Origin of the sequence: Mycobacterium helveticum, assembly GCF_007714205.1 — a bacterium.
Lineage (GTDB): Bacteria > Actinomycetota > Actinomycetes > Mycobacteriales > Mycobacteriaceae > Mycobacterium > Mycobacterium helveticum.
Genome location: NZ_VMQU01000119.1, coordinates 1 through 16,485, shown reverse-complemented (window position 1 = coordinate 16,485; position 16,485 = coordinate 1). Strand labels below are relative to the sequence as shown.

Genomic DNA, 16,485 nt, shown 5'->3' with positions numbered 1-16,485 from the left:
GCCGTTGACGATTCCGTCGGTTGGGTTGGGGGAGTTCACGTTGCCGTCGGTGAGTACGCCGGCGGTGACGACACAGCCGTTGACGATTCCGTCGGTTGGGTTGGGGGAGTTCACGCTGCCGTCGATCAGCACCCCCGCCGTCACCACCGAACCGTTCACCCTGCCGCCCGTCGGGCTCGCCGGCTTCACCACCCCCGGCGTCACCATTCCCAGCATCACCCTGCCCGGCACCACCATCACGGCCCTGTCCGTCCCGGGTGGGCCCGGCTACGGGAACACCGGCGTCGACCCGTCGTCGGGCTTCTTCAACAGCGGCACCGGCAACAACTCGGGCTTCGGCAACTTCGGGTCCGGGCTCTCGGGCGCGTTCAACATCAACGCGTCCGGGCTCTCCTTCGGGTCGGGCGTGGAGAACTTCGGTGCGTCGTTCTCGGGCCTGCGCAACGCCGGTGGCGGCCTCTCGGGTTTGTTCAACACCGGAACCGTGGCGCTGGCCGCCGACAGCCTGGTCTCCGGCTTCCGGAACGCCGGATACGAGCTCGCGGGCCTGTACTACGCGGGCACCACCCCCTGACCGGGTCCGCCACCGAGGCATGACTAATTCGAGTCGCACCCCGAGCAATCGGAACGGCCGGTCGAGCTCTAACAGGTCGAAGACCCGCAGCGCCGCGGCGACCACGACGTCGGGTTCGCTGGTGGGATCGTCCAGCTTGCGGATTTTGGTGCGGGTGTAGAAGGACGTGGTGCGCACGGTCACCGCTACCCGGGTGACGATCCGCCCCGAGCCCACCACGTCCGCCAGCACCTGCCGGGCCAATCGCTCTATCTCGGTGGCTATCTCAGCGCGATCAGTCAGGTCATGCGGGAAGGTGACGACGTGGCTGCGTGAGCGTGGCACCCCAGGGCTCGGCGTCGGCGCCGGCAAGCTCCCTTGTCGTGGTGACTCCCAGGGCCGCAAGCCTTTTCGCGTTCTTAAGGCCCACGCTCCAGAGCGCGTCGACGGGCCGGTCGGCCATCACGGTCATCCAGTTGGCGTCGGTGAGCGCGAAGATGCCGGCGGCCGCTTTGGCGCGCTGCGTGTTGTCGCTGATGCCGACCGAGCAGGACAGCCCGGTTTCGGACGAGACGGCGGCACGGATTCGTTCGGCGACCTCGGCGCGGTCGGCGTCGGTGACCGCGACGTTGGCCTCGTCCCGGCCCCACACTTCGACGGGGTGCCCCAGGTCGCGCGACGCGCCCATGACCTGGCCGGACGCGGCGTCGCAGGCCGCCGGGTCGGACGGCAAAAAGGGTCGCGCCAGGGCAGCGCCGCGCAGCGGCATCCCCGCGCGCACCCCGAATGCGCGGGCTTCGTAGGAGGCGCAGGTCACGACCTTGCGTGCTTCGGCCGGGTCACTGTTGGCGCCGACGATGACCGGCAGCCCGGCCAGTTCAGGGCGGCGGCGCAGCTCGACTGACGCGAGGAACTGGTCGAGGTCGACATGCAGGATCCAGCCGTGCCTCACGTCCCGCACAATTTGCGGGCCAGGCTCTCCCATGCGTCGCCCAGGGTCGCGAGCGTGTGCCCGCCCTCGCGCAGCTGGTGCTCGATGTAGTCGGCGTCGAGCAGCGAGAGCAGCGCGTCGGTCTGGACCTCGAGGTCGCCGGTGGTGTGGGCGTCGCGCAGCAGCACGCGCACGTGCGTGCGCTGCACCATCGACGGTGCGTTGAACCGGCTCTGCGGGTCGCGGTTGGCCGCCGACAGCAGCGCGTGGTGGGTATGCACGAAGCCGATCCGCTGCCGACCGAAGGCCACCAGCCTCTCCAGCGGCGGCGCGCCGGGACCCAGCGGCGGAGGGCCGAACACGAACGCCTGCTGGGCGGCCCGTTCGTCCTCGTCGAGCAGCACCATCATCAGGCCGGCGCGGCTGCCGAACCGGCGGAACAGCGTGCCCTTGCCGACGCCGGCCGCCGCCGCGACGTCGTCCATGGTGACGGCGTCCGCGCCGCGCGCGGCCACCAGGCGCCGCGCCGCATCCAGCAAGAGCGCGCGGTTGCGGGCCGCGTCGCCCCGCTCCTGCGGGGCGGACACGGGCAGCTCGCCAGACCGCAGCACCTCGCTCACCTCTGCACTGTAACGGCACGGGAATAAATCGGACTATAGTCCGCTTTGGTGCTGGAAGGTGCTGGAAGGTGCTGGAAGATGTAAGCCAACGAGCTGAAGGGGACGTAACGGTGCCAGAGAACTCCAACATCACGATCTTGGCCTTGGTGGGCAGCCTGCGGGCGGCGTCGATCAATCGCCAGATCGCCGAACTGGCGGCCGCGGTCGCTCCCGACGGCGTGACCGTCACGGTGTTCGAGGGACTGGGGGAGTTGCCCTTCTACAACGAGGAGATCGACCCCGCTGTCACCGACGGGATCGCGCAGGCGCCCGCCCCCGTCGCGGCGCTGCGTGCCGCGGCCGCCGGGGCCGACGCCGCGCTGGTGGTCACCCCCGAGTACAACGGCAGCATCCCGGGGGTCCTCAAGAACGCCATCGACTGGTTGTCGCGCCCCTTCGGCGACGGCGCGCTCAAGGGCAAGCCGCTGGCGGTCATCGGCGGGTCTTTCGGCCAGTACGGCGGGGTGTGGGCGCACGACGAAACGCGCAAGTCGTTCGGCATCGCGGGTGCCCGGGTGGTCGAGTCGATCAAGCTCTCCGTGCCCTTCAAGACCCTGGAGGGCGCGGTCCCGGCGGAGCACGCCGAACTGTCGGCCAATGTGCGGGAGGTTGTCGGCAAGCTGGTCGCCGAGGTCGGCTGAGCGCCGCGGCAACGAACAAACCGCTGGCCGGGGGGCCGGCCGCGTCATCGACGACGAACGGCAAAGCCGCCGGCCACGGTGCCGGCGGCTTTGCTGTGGGCCGGCATCGCGGGGAGGCCCGGCCGGCTTGTCGGTGGCCGGTGATATACCAACACGCATGGCTACCTCAAGCGGGGATTGTGACATGCGACACGCCGGGCAGTCGTTCGCGGCAGTGCTTTCGACCAGGGAATTTCATGAATGTCGTTCAGAACATGTTGTATCTCTTCTTCTTGCGACCCACTAGGTGTAGTGTTTCGAGCACCGGCAGATCCCAGATTCACCGAGCCAGCCGGGCTGGCGAGGTCCCCGGAACCGGCGTCACCAGCCCGCTGGGCCTGGCAGCCGCACGACGGGAATTCGGGGGCTTGACGGATCGCTGAACACAGCACAGATGTAGTACCCCGAGTAGTTGCCAGACCGTGACCCCATCTTCCGCGAAGGAGCGGCATTCCATGAGCATCACCGTGTACAGCAAGCCGGCCTGCGTGCAGTGCACCGCCACCCAGAAGGCTCTGGACAAGCAGGGTCTGGCCTACGAGAAGGTCGACATCACGCTGGACTCTGAGGCGCGCGACTACGTGATGGCGCTCGGTTACCTGCAGGCGCCCGTGGTGGTGGCCGGCGACGACCACTGGTCGGGTTTCCGGCCGGACCGCATCACCGCGCTCGCCGGTGCCCAGCTGAGCGCGTAGCGGCACACGACAGGTAAGGGGGTTGCGGCGCCATGGGTATCACGGAGCCCGACCTGGTCTATTTCTCTTCCGTGTCGGAGAACACCCACCGCTTCGTGCAGAAGCTGGGTGTTCCCGCCACGCGGATACCCCTGCACGGACACCTCGAGGTCGACGACCCGTACGTGCTGATCCTGCCCACCTACGGCGGCGGGCGGGCCACCCCCGACCTGGATGCCGGTGGCTATGTCCCCAAGCAGGTCATCGCCTTCTTGAACAACGAGCACAACCGGTCGCTGATCCGCGGCGTCATCGCCGCGGGTAACAACAACTTCGGCGCCGAGTTCGCCTATGCGGGCAACGTCATCTCCCGCAAGTGCGGCGTTCCGTACCTCTACCGCTTCGAACTGATGGGGACCCCCGACGACGTCGATGCCGTGCGCGCGGGCCTCGCCGAATTCTGGAAGGAACAGACGTGCCACCAACCGTCACTGCAGAGCCTGTAACGTCCGGCTCGCACACCCTGCCGGGGGAAACGGACTACCACGCGCTGAACGCGATGCTGAACCTGTATGACGCCGACGGCAGGATTCAGTTCGACAAGGACGTGCTCGCCGCGCGCGAGTACTTCTTGCAGCACGTCAACCAGAACACCGTCTTCTTCCACAACCAGGACGAGAAGCTCGACTACCTGATCCGCGAAAACTATTACGAGCGTGAGGTTCTCGACCGGTACTCGCGCAACTTCGTCAAGGAGCTGCTGGACCGCGCCTACGCCAAGAAGTTCCGGTTCCCGACGTTTTTGGGCGCGTTCAAGTACTACACCTCCTATACGCTGAAAACCTTCGACGGCAAGCGCTACCTGGAGCGCTTCGAGGACCGCGTCGTCATGGTGGCGCTGACCCTGGCCGCCGGTGACACCGGGCTGGCCGAGAAGCTGGTCGACGAGATCATCGACGGCCGGTTCCAGCCGGCCACCCCGACGTTTCTGAACTCGGGCAAGAAGCAGCGCGGCGAGCCGGTGAGCTGCTTTCCGGCGGGAACTCCAGTGGATACCCCCGAGGGCCCGAAGCCGATCGAGACCTTGCGGGCAGGTGACCGGGTACTCTCGCACGACGGGTCCTTCTCCGTCGTCGAGTCCGTCGTCGAAAACCCCAACGACCAAGCGCTCATCTCGATCTCACACTTCGGGCACAAGGAGCCAATCCTGTGCACTCCCGAGCATCCGATCTTGGTGTGGACTAGGCGCGATGTGCAGACACTTATCGACGGCGACGGGGCTGATCCCTTCAACGGATTTGTTTGGTTGGCTGCCAAAGACCTTCGTCCGAAGGACTTCATTGTGACGGCGGCACCATTGGAGGTTCGATCGCCACGAGTCTATGACCTGATGGAGTACGCAGGCGCGGGCGACTACGAAGAGGTCGACGGGCTGATACGCAAGGTCAACTGCGATCGGAAGCATCGCAACAAGCAGCGCCACCACATGCGCTTCGTGTCAGTGAATCGCTACGTTGAAGAGTCGTACGACCTCGGCCTTCTTCTCGGCTGGTACGTCGCCGAAGGCCATATCTCCAAGCGATCGGGGCCCACGGGCCGGACTCCCAATGGCATCCACTTCACGATCGGCACACACGAGCTGGAGTACCAGCAAGAGTTGGCGGCGGCGTTCAAGCGGGTGTTCGCAGCGGACCTCGCCATACACCAGAGTGTGTCGGACCAGTCGGTGCGCATGATTTGCAACAGCAAGGTCGTTGCGTCGCTGTTCCTCTCCCTGGTCGGCACGGGATATCACTTAAAGCGGTTGTCCCACAACGTGTTAACGGCCGATAAAGAGTTTCAGCGTGGCCTGCTGGCCGGGTTGTTCCGCGGAGACGGGTGCAGCACCACCGGCGGCATGGTGCTTGACCTGGTGAATCCAGAGCTGATCGATCAAGTGCAGTTGCTGCTGCGCCGAATCGGGATCGTCTCCAGGGTCCGTCAGTACGTCAACCAATCGGGCAATGTGACGGGACAGGTGTTCGTGCCCGGTCTGCCTGGTGCCAATGAAGAGTTCGTCTTCGACGTCGGCAAGAACCTGCACAACTACGTCGGCCAGAAGGGAACCTCGCGCACAACCTATCAAGTCGTGCATGGGCGACACGTTTACGGAATCCGCGAATTGAGGCACACAGACGACGTTCCCACGAAGGTCTACAACCTCCACGTCGAGGACACGCATACGTACACGATTCGGGGCACGGTCGTGCACAATTGTTTCCTGCTGCGCATCGAGGACAACATGGAGTCGATCGGGCGGTCGATCAACTCCGCGCTGCAGCTGTCCAAGCGTGGCGGGGGAGTGGCGCTGCTGCTGAGCAACATTCGCGAACACGGCGCGCCGATCAAGAACATCGAGAACCAGTCCTCGGGTGTCATCCCGATCATGAAGCTGCTCGAGGACTCCTTCTCCTACGCCAACCAGCTGGGCGCCCGGCAGGGCGCCGGCGCGGTGTACCTGCACGCCCACCACCCCGACATCTACCGCTTCCTGGACACCAAGCGGGAGAACGCCGACGAGAAGATCCGGATCAAGACGCTGAGCCTGGGCGTGGTGATCCCCGACATCACCTTCGAGTTGGCCAAGCGCAACGAGGACATGTACCTGTTCTCGCCGTATGACGTCGAACGGGTCTACGGGGTGCCGTTCGCCGACGTCTCGGTGAGCGAGAAGTACTACGACATGGTCGACGACGCGCGCATCCGCAAAACCAAGATCAAGGCGCGGGAGTTCTTCCAGACACTGGCCGAGCTGCAGTTCGAGTCGGGCTACCCCTACATCATGTTCGAGGACACCGTGAACCGGGCCAACCCGATCGACGGCAAGATCACCCACTCCAACCTGTGCTCGGAGATCCTGCAGGTGTCCACGCCGTCGCTGTTCAACGAGGACCTGTCGTACGCCAAGGTGGGCAAGGACATTTCGTGCAACCTGGGCTCCCTGAACATCGCCAAGGCGATGGACTCGCCGGACTTCGCCCAGACCATCGAGGTGGCCATCCGCGCGCTGACCGCGGTCAGCGACCAGACCCACATCACCTCGGTGCCCTCGATCGAGCAGGGCAACAACGACTCCCACGCGGTCGGGCTGGGGCAGATGAACCTGCACGGCTACCTGGCGCGAGAGCACATCTTCTACGGCTCGGAAGAGGGCGTGGACTTCACCAACATCTACTTCTACACGGTGCTGTACCACGCGCTGCGGGCGTCGAACCGCATCGCCATCGAACGCGGCACCCACTTCACGGGCTTCGAGAAGTCCAAGTACGCCTCGGGGGAGTTCTTCGACAAGTACACCGAGCAGCTGTGGGAGCCCAAGACCGACAAGGTCCGTCAGCTGTTCGCCGACGCGGGCATCCGCATCCCGGACCAGGACGACTGGCGGCGGCTCAAGGAGTCGGTGGCCGCCCACGGCATCTACAACCAGAACCTGCAGGCGGTCCCGCCGACCGGGTCGATCTCCTACATCAACCATTCGACGAGCTCGATCCACCCGATCGTGTCCAAGGTGGAGATCCGCAAGGAAGGCAAGATCGGCCGGGTCTACTACCCGGCGCCCTACATGACCAACGACAACCTGGAGTACTACCAGGACGCCTACGAGATCGGCTACGAGAAGATCATCGACACCTACGCCGCGGCCACCCAGCACGTGGACCAGGGGCTGAGCCTGACGCTGTTCTTCAAGGACACGGCCACCACCCGCGACGTGAACAAGGCGCAGATCTACGCCTGGCGCAAGGGCATCAAGACGCTCTACTACATCCGGCTGCGTCAGCTGGCGCTGGAGGGCACCGAGGTCGAGGGTTGCGTGTCCTGCATGCTGTAGGACTTTGGCCGAGTGCGAATTTGGCGACGGCCTCACGGTGTGTCCCGTCGCCAAACGCACACTCACGCGGCGGCGGCCAGCCAGTCTGCCCAGGTCAGCCGCCGCAACGCGGTATGGTGCTTGGCGTGGTGAGAATGCCTCGACCTGCTCGGCCCCACCCCAGCGTCAAGCCCGGGGCCAAGGTCGACGCGCGCAGCGAACGCTGGCGCGAACACCGCACGAAGGTGCGCGGCGAGATCGTCGACGCGGCGTTCCGGGCCATCGACCGCCTGGGCCCCGAGCTCAGCGTGCGGGAGATCGCCGAGGAGGCCGGCACCGCCAAACCGAAGATCTACCGGCACTTTCACGACAAGTCCGACCTGTTCCAGGCGATCGGGGAACGCCTGCGCGACATGCTGTGGGCGGCGATCTTCACCTCGATCGACCTGAAAACCGACTCGGCCCGCGAGGTGATCCGGCGCGCCGTCGAGGAGTACGTCAACCTCGTCGACCAGCACCCCAACGTGCTGCGGGTCTTCATCCAGGGCCACTCGGCGGCCAGCCCCCAGATCCTCGACGAGGGCCGCGGCATCACGCTGGCCGTGGCCGACATGTTCGACAACGAGCTGCGCGAGATGGAACTGGACCACGCGGCGGTCGAACTGGCCGGGCACGCGGCCTTCGGGTCGGCCGCCTCAGCCACCGAGTGGTGGCTGGGCCCCGACCCGGACAGCCCGCGGCGCATGCCGCGCGAGCGGTTCGTCGCCCACCTGACGACGATCATGGTGGGGGTCATCGTCGGCACCGCCGAGGCGCTCGGCATCTCGATGGATCCCGACCGGCCGCTCCACAGTATGGTGCTCGCCAAGCCGGCCGCCGGCTGAGCGCCGCTATCCCGTAGACGGAGTCCGGCGGCCTGTGCGGGCGTTTGTCAACGTTCATCAGGCTTGAGCAGGCGCCGCACCGCCGCGTTGGGTTGGCCACGGCGCCGGGATGTTTCGGGGGATCCTGGTTGGCCACCAGAACCATGCGCCGAGTACCCGGGCGAGTGGCATCACCAGGAACAGTCGGACGATCAGCATGTCGAAGAGCAGGCCGATGAAGATCGTCGAGCCGGCTTGGCCGATGTTGACCACGTCGCTGGAGACCAGAGCCAGCATCGTGAACGCGAAGACGAAGCCGGCGGTCATCACGACGGTGCCGGAGCCGGCCATGGTGCGGATGATGCCCGTTCTGATGCCCGCGCCGAGCTCTTCGCGGTATCGGGACAACAGCAGCAGGTTGTAGTCCGAGCCCACCGCGACCAGCACGATGAAGGCGATCGGCAATGTCAACCAATGCAGTTGGACGCCGAGAACGGTCTCCCAAATCAACACGGACAGGCCGTATGCGCCGGCGAAGGATGCCACCACGGTGATGATGACGATGATCGCGCCGACCAGTGCTCTGGTGATGACGAGGACGATGAGAAAGACCAGCCCGAATGTAGCGATCATCATGATGGTGATGTCATTGCGCGAATAGTCTTGCACATCACGGTAGTTCGATGCGGCGCCGGCCATGTAGAGCTTGGCGCCCGACAGTGAGGTGCCCTTGATGGATTCCTGCGCGGCGGCCATCGCGTTTTCGATCTGGCGGATGCCTTCGGGGCTCATGGCCTCGCCCTTGTGGTAAATCATCAGCCTGGCACCCTTGCCGTCGGGGGTCATGAAGAAGTCCTCGGCGACTTTGAAATCGGGGCTGTTCAACGCATCTGGGGGCAGGAAGAAGAAGTCGTCGTTCTTGGCGTTGTCGAACGCCTGTGCCATATCGATCATCGGGGGGATCATGGCATCGAACTGCGGGATGGTGGTGCTGGTGAAGCTTTGAATCGCGCCGGTGAGGTGTTGCATCTCGGTCATCGTGGCGGCCATGGAGCGCATGTTGGCGGCCATGCCTTGCAGTTGGGTGACCATCTGCGGTGTAGCCGAGTCGATGGTGGTCAACCCTTTGGTCATGTTGGCGAGTTCATCGCTCATCGCGTCGACGTTGTCGGTGGTCTCGAACAGCGAGCGCATGGCCCAGCAGGCGGGGATGTCGAAACAGTGCGGTTCCCAGTAGAGGTAGCTGCGCACCGGCCGGACGAGGTCGTCGAAATCGGCCAGATGGTCGCGAGCTTCGGTGACCGTTGCCGCGAGGTCATCGGCGGCTTGCCGGGACAGGTGCGTGCCTGTCGACAGCTGGTTGGTGAGGTCGACGAGATGGTCGGTGGTGGCGGTCATCTGCCGGGTCGTGGCGACCATGTCGCCCATCTTGGCCACCAGGGCGTCGAGGTCGGCGACCCGCTCTTTGAGGAATCCGACGTTCTCGCCGAGCTTGGTACCCATGGATCCCATGGCGTACGGCAGTGATGCGTGTTCCAGAGGTCGGCCGTTGGGCCGGGTGATGCCCTGCACCATCGCGATACCGGGGACGTGGAAGACCGCCTTGGCGATCCGGTCCAGCGAGATCATGTCGGCGGTGTTGCGCATGTCGTGAGCGGACTGGATGTAGAGGCTGTCGATGCTGAGTTGGCTCTTCGGGAAGTGCTTGTCGGCTGCGTCATATCCGCGGCTGGACTCGACGCGCGACGGGGCGAAGTCCCGGTCGTTGTAGCTGACCTTGTAGTTCGTGAGATTGACGATGCACAGGGGGATGGTCAGGGCGGCGACCGCGATCATGGCGAACGGCCATTTGGCCATCATGATGCCGAGTTTGCGCCAGAGTTGGCTGTCGCGCGCGCCTTCCGACGCGAGGTTGAGATAGTTGATCTTGCCGCCGAGGTGCAGGAGCGCGGGCCCGAGGGTGAGCGCGGCCACCACTGCCACGATCATGGACACGAAGCATGGCGGGCCCAGGGTGCGGAAGTAGTCCAGGTGCGTCAGGCTCAGGCAGAGGCAGGCCCCGGAGATCGCCAGGCCGGATCCCAGCACGACGTGCGGCACCGTGGCCACGGCGGTGTACCAGGCGTCTTCGCGGTTGCGGCGGGCGCGCCGCGCCTCCCGATACCGGCCGAGGAAGAAGATTCCGTAGTCGGTGCTGGCTCCGAGCACCAGGGACACCATCATGTTCGCGGCAAACGAGGAGATGCCGATGACGTGGCTGTTGACCAGGATCGAGACGATGCCCCGTGCCGCCGCGAGGATGATCAGTACGCCAGTCAGCGGAATGAGCGCCACCGTCAGCGAGCGATAGGCGATGAAGAGCATCGCGATGATCATCACGATGGTGATGATTGTCAGCTTGAGCATGCTTTTGTCGGCGGCCTCGAGAGTGTCGGTGGCCAGGGGCGCCGGTCCCGTCACGTAGACGTTGAGGCCAGGCGGTTTCGGCAGCCCGGCGACGATATCGCGGATGGCTTCGGTGGCCTGATTGGCCCGGGCATCACCGAGATCGCCGGTCGGCCGGACGTTGAGGATGGCGGCCCGGCCGTCGGCGCTCTGCTGCCCCGACATGGTGACCGGTTTGCCCCACAGATCCATCACCGATTGCACGTGCGTGTCGTCCGCGCGCAGCCGGCGCACCAACGCGTCGTAGAACGCGTGGTCCTGCGCGCCGAGATTGCGGCCGGGCGTTTCCAGCAGGATCACCGCGGCGCTGGTGTAGTCGGTTTCGTTGAAGGCTTTACCGCTGATGATGGCGGCCCGCGACGAGGGCGCATCCCGCGGGACCATGGCACCGGCGTTGGCCTTCACGGTCGCCTCCAGTGACGGGAACATTGCATTCGTCACCACGGCGACGGCCAGCCACAACAGGACGATGGGGATGGACAGTGCCCGCAGTATTTGCGCCCCGCGCGGCCGACGCACCGCCTTGCCCGTCGCGCTCGGCTCGGTGCAGACCGGGGCGCTCATGTTGGTGCAGACCGGGGCGCTCATGCCGCGGTCACCGTGCACGCTGCGGCGGCATTGCCATGCCTGACGGACTGCTCGTCGCGAACGACTCCGTTGACGAGGATGCGGCAGCCCACCGCATCACCGGAGACCTGGGTCACCAGACTGAGGCTGGCCGAGGGGGCCGTCGTGGTTTCCGCATGCGACCACGGCAGCGCGGCGAGGGCGACCTCGACGGGCTCGCTGTTGACGGTGGCGTACCTGACTTTTCCGCCACTGCCCAGGTCGCCGAACACCTCGTAGGTGATGTCCTTCGGATTGACCTGGACAACCGTGGCGGGGACGGAGTTGTCGGCCGGAGGGGCGGTGATCAGGTCGGATTTTTGTCGAACGGCGTTGACGCCGTATCCGACCAGACCGACGACAGCCAGGATGACCGCGGGTAACCACAACGCGTGCAGCAGTGTGGGGGCATCTGCACCGACGCGCCGGTGCGTGGCGTCGCGGATGGCGGACCTTAGCGGCGGCGTGGGCATCGGCCCGGTCCGTTCGTCGTCTTGTGGTTGTCGGGGTGCGGGACCCATGCGAACTCCTTGATCGGGTGACTCGATGCGCAACTCTGAAACCGAGGCGTGAAAACACAGGCGTGAAAACGCAATTGGGCCGACTCGGCGGGCAAGCGCAGGGTCGGTGGCGCGATCAGCGTGGCGCCCGGCGCCCGCGTCGGGCCGGTGAGCACGATGGCCATGGGTGGGATCCATTCTTATGTGGAGGTTGTTCACCACTTACTTCTGGCGAGGATACGCAAAAGTGGATGATGTTCTCCAGTTAGATCGATACACTCGAGGTGTGATTTCAGACGCAGCGCCGCAACCACGGGGAACCAGACCACTGCGCGCCGACGCGAAGCTCAATCGGGACCGGATTCTGTCCGCCGCCGCGGAATTGTTTGCCGAGCGGGGGCTGTCGGTGCCCTTGGAGGAGATCGCCGGCCGCGCCGGGGTGGGCGTGGCGACGCTCTACCGGCGGTTCCCGACCCGCGCGGACTTGGCGGCCGCCGCCTTCGAGCGCAACATCTCCCGGTACACCGAGGCGATGGATCGTGCGCTGGCCAGCGCCTGCGCCTGGGACGGATTTCAGGCGCTGATCGTCGAGCTCTGCGAGCTACAGGCCACCGATGCGGGCCTGCGCGACTTGTTGACCACGGCTTTTCCGGCGAGCAGCACCGTCGAACAACGCACCGGTGAGACGCTGGAGAAGCTGCGACTGCTCATCCGGCGGGCACAGGCCGAGGGTCATCTGCGGCCCGATGCGGTGGCCGGCGACGTCGTGGTCCTGTTGATGGCCAATGCCGGCGTGCTCAAGTCCACCGGCACCGCGGCTCCGGATGCCTGGCGGCGGTTCGCCGCGCTGATGGTCGACGCGTTCGGTGCCCATCCCGATTCGCCGTTGCCGCCGGCTCCGCCCGAGCAGCAACTGCGCCGCTCGGTTGCGTTGCTCACCGAGGGGCGCTGAACAGCGACGTCGGTTTGACAGCCCTGGTCGCGGTCGACACACTGAAGTGGACCGAATATCCGGTACCGGCGTTCCCAGGAAGGACCGCGCGATGTCCCTCGGCGAGCCGGCCCAGAGCCGCGAACAGCAGACCCCCGTGCACACCCGTGCCCTGATCATCGGCACCGGCTTCTCCGGTCTGGGAATGGCCATCACGCTGCAGCAGCGGGGCGTGGACTTCGTCATCCTGGAGAAGGCCGACGACGTCGGCGGCACCTGGCGGGACAACAGCTACCCCGGGTGCGCCTGCGACATCCCGTCGCACCTGTACTCCTTCTCGTTCGAGCCCAAGCCGGACTGGCGCAACCCGTTCTCCTATCAGCCCGAGATCTGGGACTACCTGAGGGGAGTCGCCGACAAGTACGGGCTGCGTCGCTACATCGTGTTCAATTCGCTGGTCGACCGCGGCCACTGGGACGACGTCGAGCACCGCTGGCACGTGTTCACCGCCGACGGCCGCGAATACGTCACGCAGTTCCTGATCTCGGGTGCGGGTGCGCTGCACATCCCGTCCATCCCCGACTTTCCGGGCCGCGACGAATTCGTGAATGCCGGACGCCCCGCTTTCCATTCAGCGCAGTGGGACCACAGTGTCGACCTGACCGGCAAGCGGGTGGCGATGATCGGGACCGGCGCGAGCGCGATCCAGATCGTGCCGGAGATCGTCGGGCAGGTCGCCGAACTGCAGCTCTACCAACGCACCCCGCCGTGGGTGGTGCCGCGCTCCAACCCCGAGTTCCCGCCGGCGCTGCGCCGGGCCATGGAGAACGTGCCCGGGCTGCGCGCCCTGGTTCGCGCCGGGATCTACTGGGCGCAAGAGGCGCTCGCCATCGGCATGACCAAGCGCCCGGACTTGCTGAAGTTCATCGAGGCCTACGTCAAATACAACATTCACCGCTCGGTCAAGGATCGCGAGCTGCGCCGCAAGCTGGTCCCGCACTACCGCATCGGGTGCAAGCGAATCCTGAACTCCTCCACCTATTATCGTGCGGTCGCCGACCCGAAGACCGAACTGATCACCGAGCACATCGCGCGGATCACGTCCGACGGGATCGTCACCGCCGACGGCACCGAACGCAAGGCCGACGTGATCGTGTTCGCCACCGGTTTCCACGTCACCGACTCCTACACCTACGTCCAGATCAAGGGGCACAACGGTGAGGACCTGGTGGACCGCTGGAACCGGGAGGGGATCGCCGCGCACCGCGGGATCACCGTCGCGGGCATGCCCAACCTGTTCTTCCTGCTGGGGCCGAACACCGGGCTGGGGCACAACTCGGTGGTGTTCATGATCGAGTCCCAGATCCACTACGTCGCCGACGCGATCGCGGCGTGCGACAAGCGCGGCGCGCAGGCGCTGGCGCCGACGCGCGCGGCCCAGGACGCGTTCAACGACGAGCTGCAGCGCAAGCTGGGACCGTCGGTGTGGAACAGCGGCGGCTGCAGCAGCTGGTATCTGGACGAACACGGCAAGAACACGGTGCTGTGGGGCGGATACACCTGGCAGTACTGGCGCGAGACCCGTTCGGTCAGGCCCGAGGAGTACGAGTTCTTCGGGGAGGGCGCGCCGAACTCGGCGGCCCCGCTGCGGGCTGCAGTCCACGGCTGAGCGGCTCGATGAAGGCAGCCGCGGCGGCGCGGCGGGCGGGCCGCCGTCGATGCGCCACCGCGCGGCGACACGCAAACACAACTTCTTGTGCTGACCCGGCTTGTCGTACCCCAGGGGTAGTGTTTGAGCTCTAGGTAACGGCAGGCAAACCGTCTGGTGAAGTGGGGTTCTGGTGACCGACAACATGAAGCTGATTGACCGCGTCTCGGCGATCAACTGGAACCGTCTGCACGACGACAAGGACGCCGAGGTCTGGGACCGGTTGACCGGCAACTTCTGGCTGCCCGAGAAGGTCCCGGTGTCCAACGACCTCCCGTCCTGGGGCACGCTGACCGCCGGCGAGAAGCAGCTGACGATGCGCGTTTTCACCGGCTTGACGCTGCTGGACACCATCCAGGGCACGGTCGGGGCGGTCAGCCTGATCCCCGACGCGCTGACCCCGCACGAGGAGGCGGTGCTGACCAACATCGCGTTCATGGAGTCGGTGCACGCCAAGAGCTACAGCTCGATCTTCTCCACGCTGTGCTCCACCGCGGAGATCGACGACGCGTTCCGCTGGTCGGAGGAGAATCCCAACCTGCAGCGCAAGGCCGAGATCGTGATGCAGTACTACAAAGGCGACGAGCCGCTGAAGCGCAAGGTCGCCTCCACGCTGCTGGAAAGCTTCCTGTTCTACTCCGGGTTTTACCTGCCGATGTACTGGTCGAGCCGGGCCAAGCTGACCAACACCGCCGACATGATCCGGCTGATCATCCGCGACGAGGCCGTGCACGGCTACTACATCGGCTACAAGTACCAGCGCGGCCTGGCGCTCGTCGACGACGTCAAGCGCGCCGAGCTCAAGGACTACACCTACGAGCTGCTCTTCGAGCTCTACGACAACGAGGTGGAGTACACCCAGGACCTTTACGACCAGGTCGGGCTGACCGAGGACGTCAAGAAGTTCCTGCGCTACAACGCGAACAAGGCGCTGATGAACCTCGGCTACGAGGCGCTGTTCCCCCGCGACGAGACGGACGTGAACCCGGCCATCCTGTCGGCGCTGTCACCCAACGCCGACGAGAACCACGACTTCTTCTCCGGCTCGGGTTCGAGCTACGTGATCGGCAAGGCCGTCAACACCGAAGACGAGGACTGGGACTTCTAGAGCGGCTGTCACAGCACGCTTTACGCTTCGGCGTGCCCACCTCGTGCCCACAATTTGCCCACATTCTTCAAAAGAAAGCTGCCCAGCCTGAGATGAACGATGAGCTTGCTCACAAGACCCTCGCGGGGGTTCTGGACAAGATTGACGACTGGGGCGACCTCTACGAACGCCGCTGGGGCTACGGCCACGGCGGGGTGCAGGATGACGCACTCGCCGGACCGCTAGGGGCGGGTATCGACGAGGTCCGCGCACGTACACGGCTTGCTCACGACGTAATCGCGGCGATGGGTGAGAACGAAATAGCCGAAAGGGTCGTAGAGCACGAAGAGGGTATGTACGGGGGACACCCCTTCACGCAAGCCCGTGTGGCAATTGTCGAGGCAATCGCGATCCTGACTCACCGGGAGGAGTTAGCCGAGATCGTCGGCCCTGTTGGCCCTCAGCTCTCGACGAGCGAACTGCATCCAGCAATTTGGAACAGAGCCGCCAGACTGTGGGACGACGGCCACTTTCCCGAGGCCGTTCGTTCCGCGGCCAGTGCGCTGGAAGGGCTTCTGCAGGCCATCGCTGGCCTCGGAGTATCGGGCACGGACCTCGCCACGCTATACGGCCTCAATGATCCCACGCCGGGGTCGCCCCGCTTGCGTCTGCGAGGTATTGACCCTGACCCGACATCGAAAACATGGAAGTCAGCCCACGAGGGCGCGGCCTCATCGGTTCGCGCGGCGTTCTTGTCGGTCCGCAATCTGGTGTCCCATCCTGGATGGCCCGACCCCAGCGCCAGCGAAGCCCTGGAGATGATCGCCGTTCTAAGCTATGTCGCCCACCTAGTCGACCGGTCCGACATCGTAAAGGCGACGTAGCGACAAGTCCTCCGTGATGTTGTGCGGGTCATCGGCTGGCTTAAAGATGTTTCGGTAATTGGGTGAGTCATTTCGCCGGATTCGCCCTGCGGTAGGGGACAATTAGCGTGTGGCAGG

The 16,485-nt window shown here is 65.4% G+C and carries 11 protein-coding genes and 5 pseudogenes; 12 read left to right on the top strand and 4 right to left on the bottom strand.

Annotated elements, in window-relative coordinates; genetic code table 11:
- A pseudogene (locus FPZ47_RS29775) lies at positions 1 to 574 on the top strand (PPE family protein); the annotation flags it as partial.
- Between the two features lie 15 nt (positions 575 to 589).
- On the opposite strand, the pseudogene FPZ47_RS29770 reads toward FPZ47_RS29775, so the two are convergent.
- Positions 590 to 1,538 (bottom strand): annotated as a pseudogene (locus tag FPZ47_RS29770) (Y-family DNA polymerase); the annotation flags it as partial.
- Positions 1,502 to 2,104, bottom strand: a complete 603-nt coding sequence (locus tag FPZ47_RS21810) for a TetR/AcrR family transcriptional regulator (RefSeq protein WP_144955160.1) — start codon at positions 2,102 to 2,104, stop codon at positions 1,502 to 1,504. The pseudogene FPZ47_RS29770 and the gene FPZ47_RS21810, both read right to left, overlap by 37 nt.
- A 110-nt stretch (positions 2,105 to 2,214) precedes the next feature.
- Here FPZ47_RS21810 and FPZ47_RS21805 point away from each other — a divergent pair, with 110 nt between their 5' ends.
- The 7 genes and pseudogenes from FPZ47_RS21805 to FPZ47_RS21780 all read left to right on the top strand — a co-directional run bounded on the left by FPZ47_RS21805 (position 2,215) and on the right by FPZ47_RS21780 (position 8,228).
- Positions 2,215 to 2,784, top strand: a complete 570-nt coding sequence (locus tag FPZ47_RS21805) for an NAD(P)H-dependent oxidoreductase (protein WP_210419961.1) — start codon at positions 2,215 to 2,217, stop codon at positions 2,782 to 2,784.
- 494 nt (positions 2,785 to 3,278) lie between these two features.
- Positions 3,279 to 3,518 carry a redoxin NrdH gene (locus FPZ47_RS21795; protein WP_144955163.1) on the top strand — a complete coding sequence of 80 codons (240 nt, stop codon included), beginning with the start codon at positions 3,279 to 3,281 and terminating at the stop codon, positions 3,516 to 3,518.
- Between the two features lie 32 nt (positions 3,519 to 3,550).
- A complete protein-coding gene (nrdI, locus tag FPZ47_RS21790; RefSeq protein WP_144955166.1) occupies positions 3,551 to 4,003 on the top strand; it encodes a class Ib ribonucleoside-diphosphate reductase assembly flavoprotein NrdI in 453 nt (150 codons plus the stop codon).
- A pseudogene (locus FPZ47_RS30500) lies at positions 3,973 to 4,530 on the top strand (ribonucleotide reductase N-terminal alpha domain-containing protein); the annotation flags it as partial. The gene nrdI and the pseudogene FPZ47_RS30500, both read left to right, overlap by 31 nt.
- Positions 4,519 to 5,724 (top strand): annotated as a pseudogene (locus FPZ47_RS30495) (LAGLIDADG family homing endonuclease); the annotation flags it as partial. The pseudogenes FPZ47_RS30500 and FPZ47_RS30495, both read left to right, overlap by 12 nt.
- 24 nt (positions 5,725 to 5,748) lie before the next feature.
- Positions 5,749 to 7,365 (top strand): annotated as a pseudogene (gene nrdE / locus FPZ47_RS30490) (class 1b ribonucleoside-diphosphate reductase subunit alpha); the annotation flags it as partial.
- A 134-nt stretch (positions 7,366 to 7,499) separates the two neighbouring features.
- Positions 7,500 to 8,228, top strand: a complete 729-nt coding sequence (locus tag FPZ47_RS21780; protein WP_425461829.1) for a TetR/AcrR family transcriptional regulator — start codon at positions 7,500 to 7,502, stop codon at positions 8,226 to 8,228.
- 57 nt (positions 8,229 to 8,285) lie between these two features.
- Here FPZ47_RS21780 and FPZ47_RS21775 read toward each other — a convergent pair whose 3' ends face one another.
- Both FPZ47_RS21775 and FPZ47_RS21770 read right to left on the bottom strand, forming a co-directional pair.
- A complete protein-coding gene (locus FPZ47_RS21775; protein ID WP_144955172.1) occupies positions 8,286 to 11,240 on the bottom strand; it encodes an MMPL/RND family transporter in 2,955 nt (984 codons plus the stop codon).
- The gene (locus FPZ47_RS21770; RefSeq protein WP_246133533.1) at positions 11,237 to 11,659 is read right to left on the bottom strand and encodes an MmpS family transport accessory protein; all 423 of its coding nucleotides are present in this window, start codon (positions 11,657 to 11,659) and stop codon (positions 11,237 to 11,239) included. The genes FPZ47_RS21775 and FPZ47_RS21770 overlap by 4 nt, the downstream gene beginning before the upstream one ends.
- A 385-nt stretch (positions 11,660 to 12,044) precedes the next feature.
- On the opposite strand from FPZ47_RS21770, the gene FPZ47_RS21765 reads away from it, so the two are divergent.
- The 4 genes from FPZ47_RS21765 to FPZ47_RS21750 all read left to right on the top strand — a co-directional run bounded on the left by FPZ47_RS21765 (position 12,045) and on the right by FPZ47_RS21750 (position 16,368).
- The gene (locus FPZ47_RS21765; protein WP_246133531.1) at positions 12,045 to 12,710 is read left to right on the top strand and encodes a TetR/AcrR family transcriptional regulator; all 666 of its coding nucleotides are present in this window, start codon (positions 12,045 to 12,047) and stop codon (positions 12,708 to 12,710) included.
- A gap of 91 nt (positions 12,711 to 12,801) precedes the next feature.
- Positions 12,802 to 14,358: a flavin-containing monooxygenase gene (locus tag FPZ47_RS21760; RefSeq protein WP_144955175.1), complete on the top strand. Its 1,557-nt coding sequence runs from the start codon at positions 12,802 to 12,804 to the stop codon at positions 14,356 to 14,358.
- Positions 14,359 to 14,530: 172 nt separating this feature from the next.
- Positions 14,531 to 15,505, top strand: a complete 975-nt coding sequence (nrdF, locus tag FPZ47_RS21755) for a class 1b ribonucleoside-diphosphate reductase subunit beta (RefSeq protein ID WP_210419960.1) — start codon at positions 14,531 to 14,533, stop codon at positions 15,503 to 15,505.
- A 92-nt stretch (positions 15,506 to 15,597) separates the two neighbouring features.
- Entirely contained in the window at positions 15,598 to 16,368 is a 771-nt protein-coding gene (locus tag FPZ47_RS21750) for a TIGR02391 family protein (RefSeq protein ID WP_144955178.1), read from the top strand.
- Positions 16,369 to 16,485 lie beyond the last annotated feature (117 nt).

Coding starts and splice junctions, on each gene's coding strand:
- FPZ47_RS21775 (WP_144955172.1), bottom strand. CDS start 11,240: ATGAGCGCCCCGGTCTGCACCAACATGAGCGCCCCGGTCTGCACCGAG.
- FPZ47_RS21795 (WP_144955163.1), top strand. CDS start 3,279: ATGAGCATCACCGTGTACAGCAAGCCGGCCTGCGTGCAGTGCACCGCC.
- FPZ47_RS21760 (WP_144955175.1), top strand. CDS start 12,802: ATGTCCCTCGGCGAGCCGGCCCAGAGCCGCGAACAGCAGACCCCCGTG.
- FPZ47_RS21750 (WP_144955178.1), top strand. CDS start 15,598: ATGAACGATGAGCTTGCTCACAAGACCCTCGCGGGGGTTCTGGACAAG.
- nrdI (WP_144955166.1), top strand. CDS start 3,551: ATGGGTATCACGGAGCCCGACCTGGTCTATTTCTCTTCCGTGTCGGAG.
- FPZ47_RS21780 (WP_425461829.1), top strand. CDS start 7,500: ATGCCTCGACCTGCTCGGCCCCACCCCAGCGTCAAGCCCGGGGCCAAG.